The organism is Blastopirellula marina (genome assembly GCF_002967765.1).
In the GTDB taxonomy this organism is placed as follows: domain Bacteria; phylum Planctomycetota; class Planctomycetia; order Pirellulales; family Pirellulaceae; genus Bremerella; species Bremerella marina_A.
In genome coordinates this window covers 817507-843397 of the sequence record NZ_PUHY01000010.1, presented here as the reverse complement: position 1 = coordinate 843397, position 25891 = coordinate 817507, and the positions used below count along the sequence as shown (strand labels likewise).

Genomic DNA, 25891 nt, shown 5'->3' with positions numbered 1-25891 from the left:
AAACTCTCCCTGGTGTTGGGGTACTGCTGAAACTATGGTAGCTGGGGAACCGGATTTGGTTGGGACCAACAGTTATCGTGCCACGTTCCCCTAGCACTCGCAAGGGGCGGTTGGTTGTCGGTCAATCAACATCACGGTGTGGGAGATGGAGCCAGGGACAGCCCTTACGGCTGCCGCGACTTTCGGTGACTTGTTCACCATTATTGACATTCTTGTTCTATAGGCAATAGCGATGGACAAAAAATATTCGATAGTTTTGGCAATTGCTTTTTTGGCGATGGTAGGGGGCTGTTCCGCGACCGAAGACCACCTGCAAGGGAAATGGCAAGGAACGGTGAACATTTCTGGCAAGATCTCGTTGGAAGAACTTGTCCCAACGGCAGGGGAAACGGAGAGTGGCAACGCCACGGCTCCGCGAACGGAAGTGGCCGTCATGACGCTCGAATTTCTGTCGGGAGACCAGTTACGGCTGAAGACCGAGCCAATGCCAAGCAAAAGTCCCTTCGGCCCGGACGAGTTGAAAGTTGGTTACACCGTGCTGGAATCGTCGCCAGGGTTGTACCGTCTGCGTCTTGACCGGGAAGACAATGCGGCAACCCTGCACTTACGCTTCACCAGCCCTGAGAATATGACTCTCACCGAAGAAAGTGGATCGCCCCAACTGCTGCCGATCGTGATGACACGCATGGATGCGGCGTAATCAATTGAGCAGGCCGATTACTCATCGCCAGGACCATAAGCACGATTGCGATAGAGGGCCAAACCGTGCGCGGCGTGATACAGGGCGCCACACTCTAGAGAAACCTCTTCGGTCCGCTCAAAGACTTCGCATAAGTACGATGCTGCTCGACGGACCCATTCCTCTTGTAGCTGCTGGTCATCAAGCGAAATCGAGAGGAACTCGAGCGTATGTCCCGTGGTGCCGAGGTTTTCGGCTAAGTCAGGGGAACTGCCAGCTCGCGCGAAGTAGTTCACGCTGAGAGCACCGTTGGGGTTTTGGAATTTGCGGGCGTCTTCGATGCTTTGCTGAATCAACTGCTCCGCGGCTGCCCACGGACCATCAATCGGCAGGCCGGCTTGCTTCCGCCGATTTAGCGCCATTGATAAGCCAATCAGGCGATGTGTTCCACCGCATGCTCCATTGGCGAGACCCTGCTCGACTTCAATCTGAGCCAGATCCGCGATGCTCCAGGCTTTCCCAGTTGAGTCGGTCCAACTGTGATCGGTAGGAAAGTACTTCGTCAGTCCGATGAGCGTCCAACTGAATTCGCGAAGGTGATTGCGAGAGATGTCCAACTGAACTTGCTGGACAAAGTTGGTCATGGTGAATGTATCTGGGCCGACAACAAATGTTGCTTCCGGCGGAACGTCGCACTGCGACAGAATGGCTAGCCACTGATCGAAGTGTCCCTGCCCTGCCCTGGTGCCAGGTTCGGTAACGGCTCGCATGCCGTACTTGGGCTCTTCTCCTTCGCCAGATTGCAACTTGTTGCCACGTTCGATGGTCCAGCCGTTCATCTTGCCCCCTTGGCTGAGGTAATCCACAACCGAGATTTCCTCCCCTTCGTGAGTCACCGGGAACTTGCGACCGTAGGCCAAACTACCGTGCAAGATCTGCCATGCCGCGTGATCTTGTGTATTGAGATGACGATGCTGAAGTGTGAAGTCGAGCACATTGTCGATGCGCTCTTTTAGCTTGTCTGGATCGATGTGTTCCGAGGCTGAAATTGGAAGCGCCGTCTGAGAAAGCTCGGGCGGAACAGGCCGGCAACTTGCCAGCAAAACAATAACAAAAAGAAAAGCCAGTCGTTTCGAGAGATCCAACATGGAGAGCAATGGGTCAGATTAGGACGGATAAGGCAAATAACAGGAAATGTACGCGTGAACTCTCTAATTTAACTCACAACCCTCCCCTGGCGATGGGTATTTACCTGTTTTGAAGAAGATAGTTTCGTGTTTCCTAACGGAGTTCAACACGCCACAATGGCCCCCGAATGGACACAGCTTATAATTCCACATGGCCCGAATTTTGCAGACATCTTCTCGGCCATTTTCAACCTGTCAAAACTGCAGACGTTTGGTCTGCGTACCAATAAAACAACATCCGCTTCAGGAGAAATAAACGTGCCCTTCATCTTCGACTTTCGGTATTTGCTGTTCATTGCACCGGCATTAATACTGGGGATGATTGCTCAATTGTGGCTGCGTAGTGCCTATGCCAAGGCAATGAAGCAGGTCGCTCCCCTTTCTGGTGCGGCCGCTGCGCGACATATCTTGGATTCCGCTGGGCTACATAATGTCAGCATCGAACGTGTCCCAGGACAACTGTCCGACCACTACGACCCACGTGCGAAAGTGCTGCGTTTGAGCCAGGATGTCTATTCGGAACGAACAGCTGCCGCGGTGGGAATCGCTGCCCATGAAGCAGGCCATGCGATTCAAGATGCGCGTCATTACATGCCACTGATCATCCGTAACTTGGCCGTTCCAGCGGCCAGTTTCGGCTCAAACGCCGGGATTATTCTACTCATTCTGGGGATTGTCTTCCGGTTTGATATGCTTTTATACGCCGGTATCGCCCTGTTTAGCTGCGTGGTCTTCTTCCAGCTGATTAATTTGCCGGTTGAATTTGACGCCAGTAGCCGTGCGAAGGCGATCTTAGTCGACTTGAATATTGTGCCTCGCGAGGAAATGCCGGCCGTTCGCAATGTTTTAAGTGCTGCGGCATTAACGTATGTCGCGGCTACGCTTCAGTCGATCATGACGCTCCTTTACTACTTGATGATCGCCTCTAATCGGCGTGATTAGTATTTTCATCAAAGTAGTGCCAGATGCGATTTCTCGGGGCAGCGTTCGTTGCTGCCCCCCAATTAGAGCCTTGAGCGACGCAAGGCCTTGAAGCAGACTGGTTGCATGCCAGATGCCGACTACAACTCCGGCGAGCCACCTCCCTTGTGGCTCTACCTCGCCGGGTTCGTCCTTTTCATTATTCTGTTGTTCGCCTTGCGTAGTTGTTGACAATGCAAGGCATGCAAGGATTCTGCCGATGCATGTGCGTGGTCTATTTTCGCTTTGGGCCCTTCTCCTCTGCGCGGGATGGGCTATCGCGGACTACGGCGACAAAGATCCCTACGAATTGCAGTCTGCAATCGAGGTCTTAGAGCACAGCGGCGCCGAAGTGCATCGCAACGGGCAAGTCCAAATCGATATCGTCGTCCCTGGCCTTGGTCAGGCCGATCAAGTAACCACCGCGCGGCTGCCGTCGACCTACACGCTGAACGTCATGGGGATGGAATCTTCGCCCGAGAACCTGGATGCGATGCTGGTGCTTCCCGAGGTCGACAGCTTATACCTAGGGCCCGAGTTCGAACGAACCGAAACGGCGTGGAATACGTTGAACAAGTTTGGCGAATTAAAGAATCTCTACATCGTTGACAAGCTCACTAACGCCGATCTCCCGCAGGTCGCGCAGTTTCAGGAACTGAATCTTTTGGCGATCAGGTTGGGGAATTTTTCGCCTGATAACTTGTGGTACTTAGAGGCGATGCACGGACTTGAAACGTTGTCTCTTTCGGTCGATCAGCCACTGCCGCCGAACTATCTAAATAGCATGCCGGCGATTCCGAATCTCAAGCATCTGGAACTGGCTTTCCTCGCCGATCAAAAAGTTTCACTTGCCGGGATAGAGAGGCTGAATTCGGTGACCTCCATCGAACTTGACGCTCAAGAACATCCTGTGGGGAATTTGAGCACAATTGGCCAACTGTCAAACCTAGAGCGATTGAATCTTTCGAGCGTACAATTTGACGCTTCTGACATGCAGATGTTCGGTGAGTTATCACAGTTACAGCATCTAGCGTTGTTTCATTGCGATCTGCCTGCGAGCGGGGAACAGCACTTCGCTCGGATGCGAAACCTACGTCGAATCGATCTGAATCAAGTCGCTTTGACCGATGCGATGTTGGTGCAGCTTGCCAAGCTGCCGCAGCTTACACAATTGTACGTTCGTGGTGCGCCACTTACGGATGAAGCATTGCCGGCTATTGCTGCTTCGCCCAGTCTTAAGACAATTCGACTAAGTGGGACGAAGATCACCCCCGAGGGAGCCAAATGGCTTCGCGAACAGCGGCCTGAGTTGAATTTCGTCCTAACGCAGGGGCTATGACCAACCTGCCAATTGGTGGTTCTCGGCAAAGTAGAAATGCGGGCAGGCTACCAGAATAACTCGCATATCGACCGCCAATGGCGTACGATGAAGACTGCTTGGCACCAATCGGAATCTGGTCGCTCGCAGGATCTCTACCATGATTAAATCTTGGCTGCAGAGGAATTTCTCGCTTCGTTGCTTCTCGCTGGTTGTCGCGCTTTCGCTCGCTCTCAATGTGGAAGCAGACGAACGCAAGTACGAGTCGCCTGAGATCCGTCAGGCAATTCTTCATTTGCAAGGCAACGGAGCTCGCATCCATTTCAGCATGCCGCGTGTTGGTAACTTCCGTCTCGCGAATCCTCAGCCCGAGAAGCCAACTTCAATTCCCTACACGGTCAACTTGTACGCGATGAAAGCCACCGACGACAACTTGGCGGCTTTGTTGGTTTTACCGCAGGTCGAACGGCTTTACTTGGCAAACGAGTTTGATCGCAACGAAACAACCTGGGGGACGCTTTCCCAGTTCGGCGAGCTTCAGCACTTGTACATCATGGACAATCTGAAGAACGAGGACATGGAGCACATCGCTGAGTTCTCGAATCTGCAGTCCCTTGAAATTCGGATCGGAGACATCGAGGCCTCCTATCTATGGTACTTGGAAGAGCTGACCAGTCTGCAGCGACTTTCCATTCATGTCGATGGAGATGATGAAGCCTCGTTCGAGTCCCTGCCCAAGATGCCCAAACTGACGCAATTGGTCTTACACCTCCGTGGCAACAAGGCCGTGTCGGTGGATGGCATTGAAAACCTGAAAGAGCTTTTGACTTTGAATGTCAGCTCACGGGCTATAAAAGGTAGTGAGCTGCAAGGAATTGCGAAGATTCCGAAGCTACAGAATCTGACGATCTCGAATGCTGAGTTCACGGCGGATGAGTTGGAGATGTTCCATGAATTGGAAACGCTCGAGTATCTGAACTTCACGAACTGCAAGCTAGGCACCAATAATCTTTCGGCCCTGAAGGATCTCACCAATCTCCAACGAATTCAGATTTACAACACACCGATTAGCGACGATTCACTAACGGCACTCGAAGATTTGCCTGAGGTGAATTACTTATACATCCGTGGCTCAGACATTACCGACGACGGATTAAAGCATCTGGTGAAGATGCCTAAGTTGAATCGAGTTTATCTATACAACACGAAGGTTACGCCTGAGGGGGTGAAGTGGCTTAACGAGCAGCGGCCCGAAATGAAGGTGTCCGCTCCGGTTCAAAAGAAATGATCGGCTCTTCCGATTAATTCAGCGAGAATTCTCGCACGGGCGACATGAATTGCCTACGATAAAAGCACGTTAGCCGCGGCTTGTATCTGGGAACCCTTGCGAGGACCCGCCTGTGAAACGCCAAACCTTATTGATCCTTCGTGCTGCTGTGGCAGGATGTCTCCTCGCTATCAGCTTCCTCTGCTCTCCTGGCAACGCGGATGGTAAGCGATATGAGTCGCCCGAGATCGGTAAGGCGATCGAACATCTTCGACAGAATGGCGCGACGGTCAGTTTCTATCCCATGCAGTTCGCACAACTGGGAAACCCATTTCAGTCTCGTGACGAAGTCACGTATTACGTGAACGTCCATTCGATGGCGCCAACGGAAGAAAACTTGGCCGCGCTGTTGATTATTCCGAAGGTTGATCGTCTCACGATCGGTCCGAACTTTAAGCGTGATCAGGCCGCTTGGGACACGCTTGCACAGATGAGTGAGATTACGACGCTCTCGATTTCTGGGGATCTCCAAGAACTCGATCTGCCGAACATCGCTCGCTTCGCCAACCTCAACAGCTTGACGTTGATGCGAGCCAATAATTTGCACCCGGAAGATCTATGGTACTTTGAAGAACTCACCGGACTAAAGCGGTTGTCGTTTACTTTGAATGGTGATGGGATGCCGTACTTTGAATACTTGTCGCGGTTGCCTCAACTCGATGACCTTTCGATCTCACTCCCTTCTGGCAATCCCGTTTCGTTAGAAGGCATTCAGAAACTTGATCGCTTGGTATCACTGAGCGTCGACGCCCAAGATATCCAAGGTACCGATTTGCAGGCTGTGGGACAGCTGACGCAATTAAGCTCGCTCAATATCTTGAGGGCCTTCTTGCGACCGGAAGAAATGGACATCTTTAGTGGGCTGGACAAGGTGACTTACTTGAATCTCTATCGTTGTCATTTCAAGGGCAACCCTGTCGATGCGTTCGAGGGGATGACGGCGCTGGAACGCATTCAACTCTCGAACAACGACATGACCGACGAGGTTTTGAAGCCACTAGGCAAGCTTCCGCGGATTCGTTACATGTATGTTCGCGGATCGAAGGTCACTGACGCTGGGCTCGAGCACTTGCACAATACGCGGTCGCTTCGCATGATTCAGCTCAGCTCGACCGACATTACTCAGGCGGGCGTCGATGCTCTCGCAAAGTCGCGTCCGACGCTTCAGATCATTGCCCCCATCAAGAAGTAAGAATTCTTTAGTGAACCAACACGATGATGCGAGTCCTTTGCTCGACCATGGATGGCCGGAACTTTTACAGATTCTTCTCGACTCGTTTCAAAACCGGCTTGGCCGCGAACTGGTTCCTCGCAGTGGTAGACTTCACGAAGATGCCAAACGGGTTTACAAAGCACCGTTTGTGGTGGTTTCGCATAACAACGCGGCCGATCCAGTTTTGACATTCGGTAACCTAACGGCACTCCAGCTTTGGGAAATGACCGCCGATACATTTCGGCAAACTCCATCCCGTATGACTGCCGAGCCGATGCATCGAGACGAGCGTGCTCGATTGTTGGAACGCACCACTCGCGATGGCTACGTCGATGACTACCGAGGCATTCGCATCTCGTCGACGGGACGTCGCTTTCAAATCGAAGAAGCAATCGTCTGGAATCTACACGACAAAGCCGGCGAGTATGTCGGTCAAGCAGCCACTTTCGATCACTGGACGTTTCTTGAATCGTAACGCGGCAGCTATTTTCCGTCCGTGGCGGCGCGAGGACGATTCTCCGCCGAGCCGGCCAAGACTTTGCCCATAAACCACAGGAAGATCCCACCGAAGCCAAACAGAATGGCCGTGACGAAGATACCCATTCCCAAGAACGGCACGCATGTCAGCACGACGTAGAAGATCAGGCCGAAGCCAAGCATCAGGATCATCGGTCCTCGCGACGTAATGCGATGATCTGAGAAGACGACACGACCGAGCGTGATACAGGTAATCACTGCCGCCCCGAATACGAAATAAAACGCTAAGCTTCCCAGATACGTCACCGCCGCGAACGAAGCGATAAACGAGCCGGCGACTGCCAAACCATCGAAGTCCAACCAGCCGAATCCCATGGGGATGGCGACAATCAAGGCGATGACCAATACGGACATAACTACCGACAGCGGAACCGCGACGATGCCCGCTAGGAAACTAGCGATTGGCCGCTGAATGATTTGTTCGACCACACCTCCCGTGGTTTGCGGGCAGACGACAATCATCAACACTCCCATTGCCAAGATCGTCAGAAAACGCTTGATCTGCTGCCAGGCATAGTCCATCTTCTGTTGCGGTTCTTTACCAGGCGAAGCTGGCTCGATCCATTCAATGGGACCGGTGACCTTCGCCATGGCTGAGATGTCCGCTTCGCTCGGCGAGTTGTAAATCAGTTTGCTGCCAACCGTCGCACTGTCGTGAATGGTGAGTCCTGATGGAACGCGTGGAATCTTCACCAAGGGGGTCCCTGGCCAAAACTCATCGGTCATAAGCGGATCAGGGGCATGGCTGCCGGCCGTGGTGATGCTTAGTTCCCCTCCTACCCCGCCGAACAGCTCCGCGCGATTAACAGCAGCCCAGACGTTCCTAGCAATCTCACCGCGAAGCAATGTTTGAAAGCCAGCGTAGACCAAATCACCTGAAATTACCGCGTCTTGATTGACGGTCAAAGAGTATCCGGCGGCGACCAAATCACCATCGAGCTTCGCGCCTTCACCTACTTCAGCCACTTGACTGGCCAGTCGACATGTACGCCCGCAATCCCCTTCTAATAAGATTTGCTGACATGCGGCAAAAACACCACCCTCGATGGTCCCGGTGACATGAAGCTTCTGGGCGCAGACGACGAGGTCCCCCTTCACAGTTCCTGCGATGTTAACTGACTGAGCGGAGACGTAGACATCGCCATCCCAGGTTTCGTCCGCCGCGATCGTGACTTCCTGGCCACTGAGAAACTCAGCCGCGTTGGTTATCAACGGACACAACAGCGAGAAACTAAGATAAGTGACGAGCACAAGCAGCGTGCGCACAGGTCAACTCTCCGAAGAACAAAGGGGGAAAACACGGTGTGGAGCATTTGAGAGTTCGTTACTTAGCATCGTAGATCGACCTCCCCCAGATTGCAAAGCAATCTAAAGGGTCGGGCCAACCAACCAAGGGACGAACTCTTCGTCTCCGATGTTCTGTTGCTCGCTTTTGGTTTGCTTGCCACTCGCGACGGACAAGATCTCCTCGAAGATTCGTTCGCCTGCCGAAGTGATCGACTCCCCTTCCAGTACGCTGCCGGCGTTAACGTCCATGTCAGCGATCATACGATCGTACATGGGCGTGTTCGTCGCGATCTTGATCGAAGGGGTTGGTTTGCATCCGAAGCAGCTTCCTCGGCCCGTGGTAAAGCAAACCACATTCGCTCCTCCTGCCACCATGCCGGTAACGCTGGCTGGGTCGTAGCCGGGCGTATCCATGAAAACCAGCCCTTTGGCTTCTACTGGTTCCCCGTAGCCATATACGTCGACCAACGCCGTGCTGCCCGCTTTGGCGACGGCTCCGAGCGACTTCTCGGCGATTGTTGTCAAACCGCCTGCCTTGTTACCAGGCGACGGATTGTTGTCGAGTTGCGCTCCGAACAGTGAGACATAATGCTTCCACCACTCGATCCGTTCGGCCAGTTTATCGGCAACCTCTGGGGTGACCGCACGTCGGGTGAGCAGATGTTCGGCACCGTATACTTCGGAGGTTTCACTGAGAATTGCGGTTCCCCCGCAAGCGACAATTCGGTCGCTGGCAATTCCCAGCGCCGGATTCGCGGTTACGCCAGAGTTGCCGTCGCTACCTCCGCATTCCAAGCCAACGGACAAGTGACTCGCGGAAACCGTTTGTCGCTGGATGTCATTGACCTGGGGAAGCATCTTGGTGATTTGGGCAATGCCAGCTTCGACGGTCTTGAGGGTGCCGCCCATGTCTTGCATGGATAGAACGAGCGGTCCTGGGCGATCGGCGCCCCCTACCCCTTCGATTTGGACAAGGTTCTGCTCTTGAAGCAAATAACCCATCGCTCCAGTTTCGCATCCTAAGCCAACCAGCAAAAAGCCGCCAACGTTCGGATGTCGCGCGATGCCGGCCATCAATCGGTTCAACGTGTGGTGGGCATCTCCTTGATACTGCATCGCGCAGCCCGCTTCATGCTTGAAAGCAATCACGCCATCGATGTTCGGATACTTGGCCAGTTCCTCCGGAGGAAATCGCTGAGCGATAAACTTGGCGGCGCTTGCCGAACAGTTCACTGTGCTGATCACGGCCAAGTAGTTGCGCGTGCCCACTTTGCCGTTGTCCCGCACGTACCCTTGAAACGTTCGATCCGTAATCGGCGTCGGAGGATCCGGAATTTGAGAACAAGCCGCATAATCGGCATGGACGTCGACGATGGCAAGATTGTGGCTATGAACATGCTGGCCGGGCCGAATGTCGCTGGTTGCCTGGCCAATGATCTGTCCATACTTGGTTACCGCAGCACCTTGTTTTACGGGGCGAACTGCGATTTTATGGCCGGCTGGAACCGAATCAACGGCTTTAAACTTGTCGTCGAACCAAGTAAGCGGTGTGTCTGCGGCGATATTCGTACGGGCAACCGCCACGTTGTCCGACGTGTCCAGCATGACGAGTTGGGCAGAAATTTGCTCGTCTGCCATACCGTTTACCTTATAATTGAGGTCAACGATCAGCTGTGAATCCAGTCGATCGTGATTTTCGGAAATTGTTGTGATTTCAGCGATTAACGCTGACACCCGCATGGTATCGGATTCGCTGCCGCGCGGAAATCGGCCTCCCGCCATCTCTGAAGGAACCGTTGATGACCGCTCCTCAATTCACGCTTCGCTTGCTGATCGTTGGGGTGTTGTTGCTGTTGTCGGTGGGAAGCGTCCGCCAGGCTTGGGCTGACGATCGTGATTATGAGTCGCCGGAGATCCGTCGAGCCGTCCAGTTGTTGCAGAAGAACGGGGCTCACGTCGACTTCTACGAGAACTACGAAGAGCAGACTTCGTACTATGTGAATCTCTACGGCACGCGAGCCAACGAAGAGAATTTGCAAGCCCTTCTCGCCCTTCCGCGGGTGGAACGGCTTTGGCTGGGGGCGAATTTCGAGCTCAGTCCCCGAACTTGGAACGTCATCTCTCAGCTCAGCGAACTGCAGCATTTGCACGTTTTCGGCAAGGCGACCGATAACGATCTGATGCAAATCGCGCAGTTCTCGAATCTGGTTTCTTTGCAACTCGACGGTAATCAGTTCACGCCGGTCGGCTTATGGTACCTGGAAGAGCTCACCCAGCTTGAGCAACTGTCGGTCAAGGTCGATGGGAACGCTTCGGAGTATTTCAGCTACCTGTCCCGCTTGCCGAAGCTTTCGCAGCTCTCAATCTACGATGCCAATGCAAAGAGCGTTTCCTTGGATGGTATCGAGAACTTGCATGAGATCGAAACGTTGTCGATTAGCTTTGGTAACGTCCCTGGCCGGACGCTGCAGTCGTTGTCTGGACTGACCAAGCTGAAAACGCTGACCCTATCTAATGCGACGTTTCAATCGGCCGACATGGATGTGTTTCGTAAGCTCAACAATCTAGAGCACTTAAACCTGCATCACTGTGAATTCCCAGCTGATAACTTTGATGCTTTTGAGGGTCTGCAAAAGGTTCAGCACTTGGCCATTTCCCATTCGAACCTGATTGATGCGGCCATGCTCTCGCTGAGCAAATTGAAGTCACTCAACTACCTCTATCTGCACCTGACACCCATCACTGACAAAGGGTTGGAAAACTTGCGTGATGCCCATCGCTTGGAGACCTTGCATCTACGCAATACGGAAGTCACACAAGCTGGCGTTGACCAGCTGAGTGAGAAGCTGCCGAACCTGCGCGTGATTGCCCCGCTCAGCAACTAAGCGAATGATTACCCAATGGGTAATAGTTGCGGGGGTCCGACTTAGGGAAGCTTTTGCGAACCGGTTCGTGGAAATCTGCTCGATACCTGCCATCCGATATTGAACTTTCCCCGCTTGTGACGTTCAATGAATAACTCAATCAGGGGAATGTGCATGGACGGGCAGATCGGGAAGCGTTTCGACGCCCTTTCCCGATAAGTCAGGAGGGTATCCAATGTGGCGCGGTTGTCTCAATTTAATTGCATTTACAACACTTCTGAGCACGACTGGGCTGGCCTTCGCCCAGCCTCCTGGCATTCCGCCGATCCCCCCTGGGATTGGAGGAGCAATCGATCCTGAAGTGGAACGGATCGTCGCCCAGCTAGAGCAAAGCGGCTGTTTGTTTGGATACGGCGCTTCTCTCTCAGACGACATCGTTAATTGGCCCGAGTATGGGTGCATCCGCGTTGACGGTGCCAAAATGGAAGACTCTCACTGGGAGTTACTCCTCCAGCTTCCTTCTGTGAAGCTGTTAGCCTTGCACAATACCCCCTCTGCCGGCGAGGTCCGAAATTGTCTTCGCCAACTGTCTCAGTTGTCCGAATTACAGCTCGATAAAAGTTTGGACGACAGTGGCATGTCGACCGTCGCCGAAATTCCGAGCCTGCAGGCAATTCGCATTGCCGAAACAAAGGTCTCCGATCATGGAATTTGGTATCTCGAAGAGCTTCAGAACCTGAAGCACGTCGAACTTGAGACCTTGCCGGTCACTCACCAAAGTTTTCAGTACTTGAAGCGGCTTCCACGCCTTTCGACGCTGACGGTCTCTGACGCGGACTTGGCAGGACCATGGTACTTGCAGCAGGGAGATTTCCCATGTCTTGGCACATTGTCGCTGCAAGGCGAGAAAGTAAATGATGAGGTCGCTAACCAAGTCGCCCAGCTGACCGGCTTAGTAGAGATTCGTTTCGAGGCAACCAAACTGACGATGACTGGGTTGGCTCAATTGGCTTCGATGCCCAATGTCGAATCGATTTGCGTAGCCAAGTCTGCTTTGGCGGATGCGCCTTGCTCGATGCCTAGTCCTACGACCAAGTTAATGACCCTCGATCTGAGCGATACCGCGGCTGGTGATCAGTTTTTGACCTCGGTCAGCAACTTTCCGCAGCTTGAGTTTCTCGATCTCTCCAATGCCAAGGCGACCGATCAGGGGCTCTCGCAACTGAAGTCGCTCAACGAGTTACATATTCTGAAACTTACCAACACGGCAATCACCAACGATGGGATTGCCGAGCTTGGTTGTCTGCCAGCCCTTCGCGAGTTGCACTTGGGCGACACGCAACTGGACGGCGATGTCCTCGATCACCTGGCCAAGATCAAGACGCTTGAGTGGATCGATCTGAGCAATACCAAAGTCTCTGGCGAGAAGTTGGCGAAATTGGCCACGCTCCCGAATCTCCGCGGTGTCTCTCTGTTCAATACGCCGATCAGTTCCAGCGACCTTCCTTACCTGCGAAAGCTCGCAAGAGTGGACGAAGTTTACGTCGACGGCAGTCAGCTTTCTTTGGCCGAACAGCAGCAGCTTCGCGAATTCTACGCGACCGCGAAGACGTCTCCTTTGCATCGCTAGAGCACGAAGGAGCTAGGAAGGCTCATCTGGTCTACCCAATTGGCGGTAGACTTCTGCCTGGATTGGTGCTGACGGGGGGATTATCGTTTGGAACCCACGGATGACTTCGGCCGGAATCGTACCGATTATCTCGGAAAAAACTTCCGCCAAACTGGCTAGAGTTCGCAAATTGCTGCAAAACTACTGCCTTCCAGGAATCGTCTCTTATAATAGGTAGGTTCCTACTTTTCCTCATTGTGCGCGCATGTTTCCACGTGTCGCACTTCCCCGGCAATCGCCGAGAAGAATTCATGTCGACCGACGCACCAAGCACCATGACGCCGGCTGAATCGCGACCTGTGAGCAGTGCAGGCCAAGACTTCATTCGCCGGAAGATCAACAGTACCCGGCGAAGCGTGAAACTGGCCGAACTTGCGGCTGGCTTGCTACTGTTCGGGGCTGGTTCGTTGTTGTTTCTGCTGACACTCGCTGTCGTGGATCATTGGATTATTGGCCTCGATTTCTGGGCACGCCTGATCGCGTTCCTGGTTTATGTGGGCGCTGCGGTCGCGTTTCTATGGGTGTACGTTGTTCCTTTATTGGTCCACTCCATCAACCCGTTGTACGCGGCCAGGATGATCGAGCAAGGACAGCCAACATTAAAGAACAGCCTGCTTAATTTTCTGTTTCTAAGTCAGAATCAACAAGGAACGCGGAAGGCCGTTCTCGAGGCAATTGAGTCGCAAGCGGCGACCGATGTTTCCTCTCTTAAGCTCGAGCATCTCGTCGACTACACGAAAGCGATTCGGATTGGCTACGTGCTGGCTGCCCTGACCGTGTTGTTTGGGTTGTACAAGGTGCTCTCCCCGAAGGACCCGCTTCAAACGGCTGCCCGCGTGTTGCTTCCTTGGCAGGAAATCGCTCGTCCATCGCGTGTCAAAATCGAAGACGTCGAGCCAGGTTCCACTTCGATATATCAGGGAGAAAGTCTCCAGGTATCGGCCAAGATCTATGACATTTCGATTTCAGAAGAAATGAACGTCGTCTTCTCGACCAAGGATGGCCAACTGGTCGATCAGAAAATTCCTTTGGAAGTCGGTGACGATGGTTATTCGTTTCACGCGTTGCTGAAAACCTCTGAGACCGGCATCCAGCAAGATTTGACCTATCGCATCGAAGCTGGCGACGCGGTGACGCGTGACTACGATGTGATCACGCTGGAAGCTCCTTCCATCGATATCGCTTCCCTGCGATACGACTTCCCCTCTTACACACGCGAGGCGTCACGCGAACAAGAAGGAGATGGGCACATCCGTGCCCTCGAAGGCACGATGGTCACTCTTCGTGCGATCGCCAATCGTCCGATTCAAAAGGCCTACATCGAATTCGATCCAATTGAAGGTGGCCCCGTCGTCACGCTCAATACGATTCCGATGCGCGTCGACGCCGACTCGCCGAATAAAGCCAGTGTGCGATTTCCGCTTGCGTTAAATGAAGCTGGTACTTCGGGGAAATATCGCTCGTACCAAGTCCGATTCCGCACTGAAGATGGCGTGATGAATCCACATCCGGTGCTTTACCACATCGACGTGCAACGTGATCTGCCGCCGGAAATTCAGTGGATCGAGCCAACCGCTGCGGAAGTCGAAGTGCCCGAGAACGGTTCACTGCAGGCCAAGTTGAGAGCGATCGATCCTGACTTCGGAATTCGTCAGATTCGCGTTGTTGCGACCGAGAAAGAACAGCCGCTGATCGATCAATCGCTTCTGGCTGAACCTAGGTCTGGGCAAACCATCCAGTCATGGACCTTCGTCCCATCTAAGTATGGTTTGAAGAATGGTGACGTCGTCAAATTGATCGGTATCGCGGAAGACACCCGCACCGATTACGAAGGCCAACTTCGCCCCAATGTGACCGAGTCTCGCCCACGGATTGTCCGCATTGTCCCCGCGTTTGACAATCCGCAAGGTAACAAGCAAGATCCGAATCAGCCATCCGACGGAAGCAATTCCGAGGGTGAGCAAAATCAAGATCAACAAGCCGAGAATGCCGGCAAACAAGGTAAGCAAGACGAGTCTGGTGACCAGGGAGATATGTCTGACCAGGAACCGGGCTCCGAGGGAGATGAATCTTCGAAGGGTGAAGGCGAAGAAGGTTCCGAAGGTCAGTCCGGCCAGGAAGGTGTGAAGGGGCAAAACGATAAATCTCAAGAGGGGGAGAACGAGTCGCAAAGTCAGGAAGATTCCGGCAAAGGAAGCTCAGGATCCGCGGAATCGAAGGAAGGCGAACAGCAGCCTCAAGACCAACAGCAGCAACAGCAAGGGGAAGGCTCTGACTCGCAAGAAGGTGCCGAGTCGGGCGAGCCGCAAGATTCCCAATCGCAGATGGGCGAAGGTGGTGCCTCTGGATCTGAGGATCAGGAAGGAAGCCAAGACTCACAATCCCAAGCCTCTGGCGGACAAGGGGGAAAGCCTTCGTCCAAATCCGATCAGCAAAACCGATCGCAAAATCAATCGGATCAGGCTGGAAGTCCAAGTGGCAAAGGCAACGGCAAGCCCGGCGACCCGAACAGCCAAGGAGAACTTCAAAAAGGTGACTCCTCGACGGAGCCAAACGAGAATTCGACCGTCCAACGCAAGCCTGATCCGGTCGCGTCCGATGGTTCGCAAGATGGCGACGCATTCGAGCGATTGCAAGAATACCTGAACGAGAAGCAACAACAGCAGCAACAAGGGGAGGGACAAAAACCCTCGCCTGAGAATGCCGGCTCGCAGGATCAACCCCAGCAAAATGGTCCTCAATCTCAGGGTGGCACCTCGACTGGTGAGCAAAAACCTTCCGATCCATCGGAACAAGAGAACCCTGGTGAGGGATCCGCAGGCGAAAACAAGGGGCAGCCTGATCAAAAGAATCAGGGCTCAGGCAACATGGACAGCCAAGATGGCTCGTCTGGACAGCAAGAAGGTATGAAGCCGGAAGGAAGTGGCGTCGACAACGCAGCCAAGCCCGAGAAGTCGGCTGGCGGCGAAAACGCGACCGAACAAGAGAAACAAGACGGTCAGCCTGGCACCACCGACAACAACGAAGGAGAAGCTTCCGAGCGGAACACACAAAACAACGAACAAGGTGCTGGCCAAAACAAAGGGGGCGCGACTCAGAAAGAAACCGATGCCAACTCGACCAACGAGTCGGAACGTCCCGGCGATAAGGGAATGGGGGATAACACGGACTCGGGTGCCGGCAATGAAGGCAATGAAGACGACACCGGCAGCCCTGAGTCGAGTGCTGACCGCAGCAACAAGCAGCGCGAAAACGATACGCAAGCGGAAGACGGCAATAAGGGTGAGCAAGGTGAAACGCCTAAGTCCCCTTCCAACAGCGACAAGCAATCGCAAAGCAAGGGGGATCAGCAAGGGGACGAAAGTGGCGGTGGTGGAGCCGGTGGAGGCCAATCCGCTCAGCAGGCCGGCAACGATAGTGCTGGAAGCACAAGCGCTGCTGACGAAGGCGCCGGTGCCGCCAACCAGCAAGGAATGGGAGAAACCGGCGAAGATGGCGGCGATGGTCCTCAAGCCGACAAGCAGACGGGTTCCAGCGGGAACGAACAGGGCGAAGGATCACAGACGACACAATCTTCTTCCGGCGAGAAGCCCACTGAGAACGGTGCATCGTCCGAGAATGGCCCCCAAGATTCGCAGCAACAGAAAACCGATCCCACGCAAAGTGGTAAAGGTCCCGGGAACTCGCCGATCTCGCAGGGCGGCGGTCTTGAGTCAGGTAATTCCACGCCAAATTACGATGGCCCAATCGTAGAACCGGGTGAAGATGCAGCGAATCTGGAATACGCCAAGAAGGCAACTGACATGGTGCTCGACAAGCTAGAGCATCAAAAAGGAAGCCCTGACCAGGAGATGCTGGATGAACTTGGCTGGACCAAAGACGACTTCCAGCGGTTTATGAATCGCTGGCAGAAGATGAAACAGGCCGCCGACTCTACCGATACTGGTGCCAAACGAGAATTGAACGAAGCCCTGCGAAGCTTGGGACTTTCTCGCGGGCAAGATACCACGCGCCGAGTCGAGGCCCGCAATGCTACTTCGGGTGGATCTGGCGACGTCCAGCGAACCACACCTCCGCCGGCGTTTCTCGAGCAGTATCGGGCCTACCTCAAGGGGGCTTCTCAATAAAGCCTCGGTTAAGGAAAATAGCGAATTCCCCTGAGTTTCATCTAACCGGGCATACTATGCAGGGAAACGAGTCCAGCCCCTATCGCGATGTGGGCGGCCCCTTCCCTGCCATGCACGATGCAACCGTGTAAGGCGCATGGCACCTCACGTCCCCCGATACTTGGTCCCCTTCCATCCGAAGAGTGTCTCCCACTATTTCACCGACGTGCTGATCATCGGTGGAGGCATTGCCGGATTGAGGGCAGCCCTGGAAGTTGATCCCAATCTCTCGGCGCTGATTCTTTCCAAAGAGCAGATCCAGGAGTCGAACAGCAACTACGCCCAAGGCGGTATCGCCGGCGTGCTGGACGAAGAAGATCGCTTTGAAGATCACGTCGCCGATACCATCACCGCCGGTGGTAGTCTGTGCGACAAGGAAGTGGTCGATCTGGTCGTCAAAGAAGGTCCAGAATGCATTCGCGAGTTGATCCAATGGGGGACCGAGTTCGACCGCGTTGATGGCCGCTTGGCCCTCACACGCGAAGGTGGCCACGGCCGCGATCGGATTGTCCATGCGTTAGGGGATGCCACCGGTAAAGAGGTGATTCGGTCGGTTGTTGAGATGGTCCGCTCGCGACCCAACACGCAAATCTGGCAGAACGAATTTACCCAGGACCTGATCACCCACGATGGAGTTTGCCGCGGCGCTTTAGCTTCCGACGAGAAACATGGCCGAACGCTCATTTGGGCGAAGCAAACCATTCTGGCCTCAGGCGGAGTCGGACAAATCTACCGCGAGTCAACCAACCCTGGTGTGGCTACCGGTGACGGAATCGCGATGGCCCTGCGTGCCGGAGCGGAAACGCGTGACATGGAATTCATGCAGTTTCATCCTACGGTGCTCTATATCGCGGGTAGTAGCCGCAGCTTGATCACTGAAGCGGTTCGCGGAGAAGGTGGCTACCTAGTCGATCGCAATGGCCGCCGGTTCATGACCGATTACGATCCGCGGGGGGAATTGGCTCCGCGCGATATCGTCTCGCAGGCGATCGTTTCGCAGATGGAACTAACTCGACATCCCAACGTCTATTTGACGATGGAACACCTCGATCCAGAGTTTGTCAAACGGCGCTTCCCCGGCATTGATGCCAGTTGTCGCAAATTTGGCATCGACATCACGACCGATCGCATCCCAGTTCGGCCAGGGGCGCATTACATGATCGGGGGGATCACCGTCGATACCGATGGGCGGACTTCGATTCCCAATTTGTGGGCCGCTGGCGAGGTGACCAGCAGCGGTTTGCACGGAGCAAATCGTTTGGCATCGAACAGTTTGCTGGAAGGGCTCGTATACGGTAAGAGGACTGGTCGCAACGCGTCAGAGGGCGCGCTCGCGATGCCGGACCGTTTCGAAGCCATCAATTTGACTCATCCAGTCGCCGAGGCGAGCGAACCGCTCGATCTCGAGGACATTCGCAATTCGCTGAAAAGCCTCATGTGGCGTAATGTCGGCGTTCGCCGCGAAGCCCACGGCCTGGAAGACGCGATTGAGACGATCGAAGCCTGGTGCCGGTACGTCCTGCCGCAGCAGTTCGATCATCCACGCGGTTGGGAACTGCAAAACATGCTGGTTGTGGCCCGTGTCATGGCCCAGGCAGCCTTTCTACGGCAGGAATCTCGCGGGGTTCATTTGCGGATGGATTATCCGCAAATGGACGACAAACATTGGAATCGCCATCTGCCGTTGCAACTGTCCAGCGTCGTGTAGTCGAGTCGGTTGTCGCCAATCGACTTGTTTCGGCAAGTCTTAATCAGACCGGAGTTTATGTCTTCCGGGGCTTGCGTTACACTACGTGTTTTGACTTTGCCTAATATGGTCGGACTCTTGAATGAGAGTCCCCTGCCCTATTCTTTTCAGATAGCCCAGAAGAAGAACTGATATGGTTGATCAAAACGCCGATCTCCCCATGATCGAAGCGGACCGCCTTTCCAAGTTCTACGGAATCTTCGCTGCCTCGCGCGATGTGAGCTTTAAGATACATCGTGGTGAAGTGGTTGCTTTTCTCGGTCCCAACGGTGCCGGGAAAAGCACGACCATGAAACTGCTGACTGGCTACCTCTCGCCTAGCGAGGGGGTGGCTCGGATCGCCGGCTACAACATGGCGACACAGCGTTTGCAAGGTTCGTCGCTTTTAGGTTACTTGCCTGAAAACGGTCCTCTTTATCCCGACGCAACCCCGCATAGCTTGCTGTGGTTTATTGGCGAAGCTCGAGGCATGTCGCCGGAACGTCGCAACGAACGCATCGCGGCGGTTGTCGATTTGTGTAACCTACACACGGTGCTGCACAAGCCAATCGCGAAGCTCTCCAAGGGTTATAAGCAGCGTGTTGGCATGGCTCAGGCTATTTTGCACGAACCGGAAGTGCTGATTCTGGACGAACCGACCTCAGGCCTCGATCCGAACCAAATTCGTGGTGTGCGTGATATGATTCGTCGCCTTGGCCAAGAGAAAACAATCCTGCTTTCGACCCACATCTTCCAAGAGGTCGATGCCCTTGCGACCCGCGCTATTGTGATTAACGAAGGTCGCTTAATCTACGACGGAAGTATCGACGCGATGAAAGAGCCTGGCGAGTCGCTAGACGACGCCTTCTATCGCATGACCAAAGGGGTGAACGCTTTGACGAAGCCCGAAAGTGAAGAACCCGCCCCGGCCAATTAGTCACCGCCTAATTGGTCCCCTGCCCTGCTTGGACGATCGAATCCCCGACTCCTTACGAAGCCATACGGTCAAGTTTCATGTATACCTCGATGCCCGCCGAATTCTACTTCAAGCTTCTGACGCTGGTATTGTTTGATCTGCTATTCGCTTTGGCATTCTTCGTCATGCTGATTCCGCTTTCGATGGCCAAGAAGGCATCGTATGCGGTGATGAAGCGAAACTTCAAGTCCTACTTTAGCAATCCTACCGGGTATGTCTTTCTGGCGATCTTTGTGTTGTTGACTTCGATGGCCGCGTTTTGGCCGCACGAGTTCTTCAACGCGAACCTGGCTAATTTGAATGAACTAAACGGTCAGATAACGCTCATCATGTTGATCTTCATTCCAACGATCACCATGGGATTGTGGGCGGACGAAAAGCGTCTCGGAACCGACGAATTATTGCTCACGTTGCCGGCAACCGACTTCGATATCGTGATCGGTAAGTACCTTGCCGCCGTGTCGGTGTTCAGCGTGTCGCTGATCTTCTCGCAGGTCTGCAACTTTCTGGTGCTCGATAGCCTCTCGCTGGGCTCGATGGACGTTGGCCTCTTCATCACAACTTACATCGGTTACTGGTTCATCGGGCTGACGATGATCTCACTAGGTATGGTTGCCTCGTTTATGACGAACAACCTGACGCTCGGTTTCGTGCTCGGTATTTTGGTGAATGCCCCGTTCGTGCTGCTGCAATACTCGGATGCTTTCGTAACGCAGAACGAATGGGTCGGCTTCCTCAGCGAAGCAAGTATGGGTAAGCAGTTCGCGGACTTTGGACGTGGCGTGGTCTCGATCAGTTCGCTGGTTTACTTCCTGATGATGACCTTCGTCGGGATCTACCTTTCGATGGTGCTCATCGGTCGCCGGCATTGGCTCGGCGGTAAAGATGGCGAGTCGCTCTTGTTCCATTTCATCATTCGCGCGGTCTGTTTGCTGGTCGTCGCATTTGCCGGCACCCTGGCCTTCGTCATTCATGACGTGCGATGGGACTACACCGAGAATGGCACGAGCAGTCTTTTACCGGAAACCAAAGAACTTGTTCGCAATCTTTCCACCGAGCAGCCTATCCGCATCGAAGCATTCGTCAGTGGCAATGTCCCAAAGTCGCACGCCCAAACAAAGCTGGACGTCGTCAATTACCTGAATGAATTTCGTGCTTTAAACGGTTCTAACATCAACGTCGTCATCCATGATGGCCTCGAACCATTTAGCGAAACGGCCGATATCGCTCGTGAGACGTACGGAATCGAACCACGGCAATTGCTTTCGGAAGAGCGTGGCGCGCTTGCTCAGGAGGAGGTCATTCTCGGGGCGGTCGTACAAAGCGGTTTGGAAAAGGTGGTGATTCCCTTCTTCGATGCTGGGGTCCCCGTTGAGTATGAACTGGTCCGCTCGATTGGTACCGTGGCCGAAAAGAAGCGGAAGCGACTTGGGGTGTTAGCGACCGATGCTCAGTTGTTTGGCGGCATTCAGCAGTCGCAACTCGGAGGTTTCCAAAACATCCCGCCTCAGTTGATTATCAACGAATTGGAAAAACAGTTTGATGTGACTGAGGTCGATCCGAATTCACCGATTGATCCTTCCTCGTACGATGTTCTGTTGGCGGTTCAACCATCAAGCCTCACGCCGGTGGGCATGCAGAATTTCATCGACGTCATCAAGTCTGGCGTGCCGACGGCAATCTTCGACGACCCGGCACCCACACTGATGGGAATTGCTACCCCAATTGGTCAAGAGAAGCGAAGCCAGTTCCCCGGTCGTCGTCCAGCGGAACCGAAGGGCGACATTCGTCAGTTGTGGGATCTGCTTCACATTCAAATGCCAGGCAAGCAGTTGCCTACCGATCGCTACTATCAGCCATATGTTGTCTGGCAAGATTACAACCCTGAAGTTCGTCTTAGCAAGCTAGGCGTGATTACGAAAGAATACGTGTTTGCCGATCCATTTGTACCAGGGGCACCCGATTACACGGCTCTGAATAACACCGTCGACGTGACTTCTGGCCTGCGAGAAATGCTGCTTCTGTATCCCGGGGCAATTCAAAAACAGCCTGGCTTCCCGAAGTCGATGACCTTCACGCCGTTGGTCTCGACTGGAACGAAGATTGGTACGGTTTCTTACCAGGACCTGATGACCTACGCACAAGACAAGCGGCGACTGGATGCGAAACGTCAGATCGCTGTCGGGCCGACCGGAGGGATGCCAGATCCATTTGTCCTGGCCGCGCTAATTCAAGGAACGCCCACGTCGACCGCTGCCAATGCCGCCGCATTGCAACAGCCGGAAGAGAAGAAAGAGGACGACGCGGAAGAAGACGAAACCAAGGATGCGGAAAGCAAGTCCAGCGAACCGCAGTTGAATGTTGCAATGGTCGCCGATATCGACTTACTGCATAGTGCTTTCGTCCAGATGCGAGCGGTCAGTGGTGATCCTTCCGAAATGCAACTCGACAATACGGTCTTCCTGCTCAACTTGCTCGATAAATTGGCAGGCGAAGACGAGTACATTCCGATTCGCAGTCGTAATGAGCCAATCGCCCGTTTGGGATTGATGGAAGCATTGACCGAATCGGCCCGAACTGAGGGGGATGAAGCGCTGCGTGAAGCTTCGCTTCGTGCCCAGCAGCAACAGGATGAGCTTGAGAAAGAGCTTCAGCAGCCGATTGAAGAATTGAACAAGCGAATCCGCGACCTCAACGCCCGAGCGACTCAAGGGGGCGAGATTCGTGTTGAGGAAGTGAAAGAAGTTCAAGCGTTGCAGTCTGATCTCGCTCAGCGTGAAGCTGACGTCGAGAATAAGAAGAAGGCCGCGGTCGCTCGAATCGAAGCCAACCTCCAACGCGAACAGGAACGAATTCAGCGCGAGCTGAATCGTAAGGTTCTCGCCTACCAAAACCAAGTAAAGACGCTGGCCGTTGCCCTGCCGCCGATCCCGCCGATCGTGATTGGTATCGTGGTGTTCGTCCTCCGTCGACTCAAGGAACGAGAAGGCTTATCGAAAGATCGAATCATCAAGTAAGCCGCCGTTTCTCCTCCGTCCGAGTCCTCAACATAAAATCCTTCGCACTTATTCGCCGAGCGAATTGCTATGAGTGAAAAAGCTAAAACCGCGATCTTTATTCTCATCGCTGCCATTGTTGGTGGTTGGGCCTACGCTTCGCGCCCCGTCGCGATCAACGATGCTCCGGAAGAAGAGGTCAACAAGCCACTCTTCCCCGAGTTTAGCGATCCACTTCAAGCACAATCGATGCTGATCACCCGCTTCGACCCCGAGCGGGCCACGATTCGCAAGTTTGAAGTTGCCAACACGAAGAACGGCTGGCAAATCGTCACCAAGGGTGGTTATCCGGCGAATGCGACCGAGCATATGACAAAGGCCGCCGTCAGCTTGGTTGACCTTAAGGTCCTTCGGGTTATCGAAGCAACGCCGGGTCAGCAACCCGATTACGGCGTAGTCGAGCCTAATGCCAATTCGCTGACGGCTGCGGATGAAGGGGTGGGCCAGATGATCTCCATCAAAGATTCCGCTGACAAGATCTTGGCGAATCTGATCGTAGGCTACGCCGACAAAGAGAACGCCCAACTCCGCTACGTTCGCGTCCCAGGCCGAAATCGGATTTACCTGGTGAAGCTTGATCCGACGGTATTCTCGACTGAGTTCTCCGACTGGATCGACAAAGACCTGCTTGAGGTTAATCCGTTTGATGTATTAGCGATGCGATTCCGCAATTACACCCTTCAGCTAACCGCTCAAGGCACTGTTGGTTTCTCACCGCAAATGGACGCTCAGGTCGCATTCAACGAAGCCAGCAACGGCTGGAATCTGACCGAATTTCAAGCTCCTACCGCCGGCGATCCAGCTCACTTGCAGCCAGCTCAGATTCCGGAAGGGGAAGCTCTGAATACGGAACGCTTGAACGCGATTCGTGATGCCCTCAAGGATGTCACCATCGTCGACGTTGTGCCCAAACCACTCCAACTCGCCGATGCGCTAAAGAAGGACTTCGAGATTCAAAAGTTACAACAGGATGACTGGGGCACACTGATCGCAACCGGGTTCCTGCCTTATACGCTGCCGGGCGAAGACACCGCAAAGATTTGTGGCGTCAATGGGGAAGTTGTTTTCGAAACGAAAGATGCTGTCCGTTATCGCTTGCTGTTCGGAAATCAGCGACTGGGTGGCGAGAATAAAGATCAGCGACAGCAATACTTGTTTGTTCAAGCCGAGTTTGCCCAAGAGATGGTACCGATGCCGGAACTGCAAGAGGTTCCGGAGATTAAAGAAGGCGAAGGGCAAGATGTCGAGGCACAAGATAAGCTGCGTCGAGAAATCAAAGATGCGAACGGTCGGGCATTGGACGTCTACCATCAACGTCTAGCCGCTGCCAAGCTCAAGATTCTTGACCTGAATGACAAGTTCGCCGATTGGTACTACGTCGTTTCGAGTGAAGATATTGCCAAGATCCAACTGAAACGCGATCAAATCGCCGTAAACCCGAATCAGCCGGCCGATCAACAAGGTGGCCGTGGCATGTTGCTTCCGTCCGCTGGCGGCATGGGCGGACCTCCTACGAAGCCAGAGGTGATGCAGCCCGGGGCATTTCAACAGCCAATGACTCCAGCGGCTTCTTCCCCTGAGCCAAAAGAGCCGACCGAAGAAAAGCCAGCATCCGAAGAACCGATGAATAGTGGCGACGAAGAGAAGCCGGCAGAGCCGGAGACAGAAGAGTCCGCTACGATTCCAAAAGAAGAGGAAAAAGACGAACCGACGGAAACCGAAGAATCGGCGAACAAATCGGACGAATCGTCTGATGATTCCCAGGAGGACTCGAACGACTAGCTTCGTTTGATTGCTTCTCGGAATGTCAGTGTGCGATAATTCACGCAGCACCGCCGGTTGAGTTGGTGCTGCGTTTTTTTATGATCGCTTTGAGAGGAGTAAAAGGATGGGCTTTCTCGCTTATGCCGCCACCGAAGCTGGCAAAACGCTCGAATCCTATGAATACGATCCTGGACAACTCGGTCCGGATGAAGTCGAGATCGACGTCGACTACTGTGGGCTTTGCCACAGCGACCTCAGCATGGTCGACAACGATTGGGGGATGTCGAGCTATCCGTTTGTTCCCGGTCACGAGGTAGTTGGCCGTGTCGCGGCTATGGGAGACTTGGTCAAGCACTTAAAGGTAGGCCAGAAGGTCGGTCTGGGATGGAAGGCTCGATCCTGCATGGTTTGCGATCAATGTATGTCGGGCAATCATCATCGCTGCCCTAACGGTGTCGATACAATCGTCGGTCGCAATGGTGGCTTCGCCAACAAAGTGAGGTGTCAGGGAGCCTGGGCAATCCCAATTCCCGATGCAGTTGATTTTGCCAAAGCGGGGCCTTTGTTCTGTGGTGGGCTGACTGTTTTCAATCCCTTGTTCCTTAGCCAATTGAGCCCGACTGGGCATGTCGCCGTCGTCGGAATTGGTGGCTTAGGGCATATGGCCCTGAAATTTGTAAACGCCTGGGGATGCGAAGTCACAGCGTTCTCGACGTCGCCTGACAAAGAAGCCGAAGCGAAGGAGATGGGTGCCCATCACTTCCTGAACTCGCGTGATGAAGACGCATTGGCATCGGCGGCCGGAAAGTTTGATTTGGTCTTGGTGACGGTCAATGTGATGTTGAACTGGGATGCTTACGTCAATCTGCTGAAGCCCGGCGGGCGGCTACAAATTGTCGGTGCGATTCCGAAGTTCGAGGCGACTTGGTTCCCGATGCTGGCCGGAGAGCGAACCGTCGGTGGTAGTCCCATCGGCAGCCCTTCCCTGGCAACCAAGATGCTTGACTTCAGCGGTCGGCATGCCATCGCTCCGATGGTTGAGGAGATGCCGATGTCGAAGATTAACGACGCCTTGGAACATCTCAAGAGCGGCAAGGCCCGTTACCGAATTGTGCTGAAAAACGATTTCTAGGGCGAATCTGAATAGCCAGTTCTTAGGCGA

The 25891-nt window shown here is 53.9% G+C and carries 17 protein-coding genes; 14 read left to right on the top strand and 3 right to left on the bottom strand.

The annotated features are described in order from the left end of the window. Positions 1–232: 232 nt before the first annotated feature. Positions 233–700: a hypothetical protein gene (locus C5Y83_RS14565; protein ID WP_105330452.1), complete on the top strand. Its 468-nt coding sequence runs from the start codon at positions 233–235 to the stop codon at positions 698–700. Between the two features lie 17 nt (positions 701–717). Here the strand turns inward: C5Y83_RS14565 and C5Y83_RS14560 are convergent, their stop codons facing one another. Then, positions 718–1827 carry an ADP-ribosylation factor-directed GTPase activating protein isoform b gene (locus tag C5Y83_RS14560; protein ID WP_105330451.1) on the bottom strand — a complete coding sequence of 370 codons (1110 nt, stop codon included), beginning with the start codon at positions 1825–1827 and terminating at the stop codon, positions 718–720. Positions 1828–2124: 297 nt separating this feature from the next. On the opposite strand from C5Y83_RS14560, the gene C5Y83_RS14555 reads away from it, so the two are divergent. The 5 genes from C5Y83_RS14555 (at position 2125) to C5Y83_RS14535 (ending at position 7159) form a co-directional block, all read left to right on the top strand. Beyond that, positions 2125–2808 (top strand): zinc metallopeptidase, encoded by a 684-nt coding sequence (locus tag C5Y83_RS14555; RefSeq protein ID WP_233207232.1) that lies wholly within the window; start codon positions 2125–2127, stop codon positions 2806–2808. A gap of 238 nt (positions 2809–3046) precedes the next feature. Next, positions 3047–4165 (top strand): leucine-rich repeat domain-containing protein, encoded by a 1119-nt coding sequence (locus tag C5Y83_RS14550; RefSeq protein ID WP_105330449.1) that lies wholly within the window; start codon positions 3047–3049, stop codon positions 4163–4165. A 139-nt stretch (positions 4166–4304) separates the two neighbouring features. Continuing rightward, positions 4305–5432 carry a leucine-rich repeat domain-containing protein gene (locus C5Y83_RS14545; protein WP_105330448.1) on the top strand — a complete coding sequence of 376 codons (1128 nt, stop codon included), beginning with the start codon at positions 4305–4307 and terminating at the stop codon, positions 5430–5432. A gap of 112 nt (positions 5433–5544) precedes the next feature. After that, positions 5545–6663: a leucine-rich repeat domain-containing protein gene (locus tag C5Y83_RS14540; RefSeq protein ID WP_105330447.1), complete on the top strand. Its 1119-nt coding sequence runs from the start codon at positions 5545–5547 to the stop codon at positions 6661–6663. A gap of 10 nt (positions 6664–6673) precedes the next feature. Further along, positions 6674–7159: an MEKHLA domain-containing protein gene (locus C5Y83_RS14535; RefSeq protein WP_233207231.1), complete on the top strand. Its 486-nt coding sequence runs from the start codon at positions 6674–6676 to the stop codon at positions 7157–7159. Between the two features lie 8 nt (positions 7160–7167). Here the strand turns inward: C5Y83_RS14535 and C5Y83_RS14530 are convergent, their stop codons facing one another. Both C5Y83_RS14530 and C5Y83_RS14525 read right to left on the bottom strand, forming a co-directional pair. Then, on the bottom strand, positions 7168–8487 hold the full coding sequence (locus tag C5Y83_RS14530) for a polymer-forming cytoskeletal protein (protein ID WP_105330445.1): 1320 nt from the start codon (positions 8485–8487) through the stop codon (positions 7168–7170). Positions 8488–8589: 102 nt separating this feature from the next. After that, positions 8590–10146 carry a UxaA family hydrolase gene (locus C5Y83_RS14525; RefSeq protein ID WP_105330799.1) on the bottom strand — a complete coding sequence of 519 codons (1557 nt, stop codon included), beginning with the start codon at positions 10144–10146 and terminating at the stop codon, positions 8590–8592. A 161-nt stretch (positions 10147–10307) separates the two neighbouring features. Here C5Y83_RS14525 and C5Y83_RS14520 point away from each other — a divergent pair, with 161 nt between their 5' ends. The 8 genes from C5Y83_RS14520 (at position 10308) to C5Y83_RS14485 (ending at position 25861) form a co-directional block, all read left to right on the top strand. Beyond that, the gene (locus C5Y83_RS14520; protein ID WP_105330444.1) at positions 10308–11393 is read left to right on the top strand and encodes a leucine-rich repeat domain-containing protein; all 1086 of its coding nucleotides are present in this window, start codon (positions 10308–10310) and stop codon (positions 11391–11393) included. 214 nt (positions 11394–11607) lie between these two features. After that, positions 11608–13002 (top strand): hypothetical protein, encoded by a 1395-nt coding sequence (locus tag C5Y83_RS14515; RefSeq protein ID WP_105330443.1) that lies wholly within the window; start codon positions 11608–11610, stop codon positions 13000–13002. 290 nt (positions 13003–13292) lie between these two features. After that, entirely contained in the window at positions 13293–17168 is a 3876-nt protein-coding gene (locus tag C5Y83_RS14510; RefSeq protein WP_105330442.1) for a hypothetical protein, read from the top strand. A gap of 136 nt (positions 17169–17304) precedes the next feature. Next, positions 17305–18915, top strand: coding sequence for an L-aspartate oxidase (gene nadB / locus C5Y83_RS14505; protein ID WP_105330441.1), 1611 nt, complete (start codon positions 17305–17307; stop codon positions 18913–18915). A gap of 172 nt (positions 18916–19087) precedes the next feature. Then, positions 19088–19870: an ABC transporter ATP-binding protein gene (locus tag C5Y83_RS14500; protein WP_105330440.1), complete on the top strand. Its 783-nt coding sequence runs from the start codon at positions 19088–19090 to the stop codon at positions 19868–19870. Positions 19871–19947: 77 nt separating this feature from the next. After that, entirely contained in the window at positions 19948–22926 is a 2979-nt protein-coding gene (locus C5Y83_RS14495; RefSeq protein WP_105330439.1) for a Gldg family protein, read from the top strand. Positions 22927–22995: 69 nt separating this feature from the next. After that, positions 22996–24747, top strand: coding sequence for a DUF4340 domain-containing protein (locus tag C5Y83_RS14490; RefSeq protein WP_105330438.1), 1752 nt, complete (start codon positions 22996–22998; stop codon positions 24745–24747). A 106-nt stretch (positions 24748–24853) separates the two neighbouring features. Continuing rightward, complete coding sequence (locus tag C5Y83_RS14485; RefSeq protein ID WP_105330437.1) at positions 24854–25861, top strand: NAD(P)-dependent alcohol dehydrogenase; 1008 nt, start codon at positions 24854–24856, stop codon at positions 25859–25861. The last annotated feature ends 30 nt before the right edge of the window (positions 25862–25891 follow it).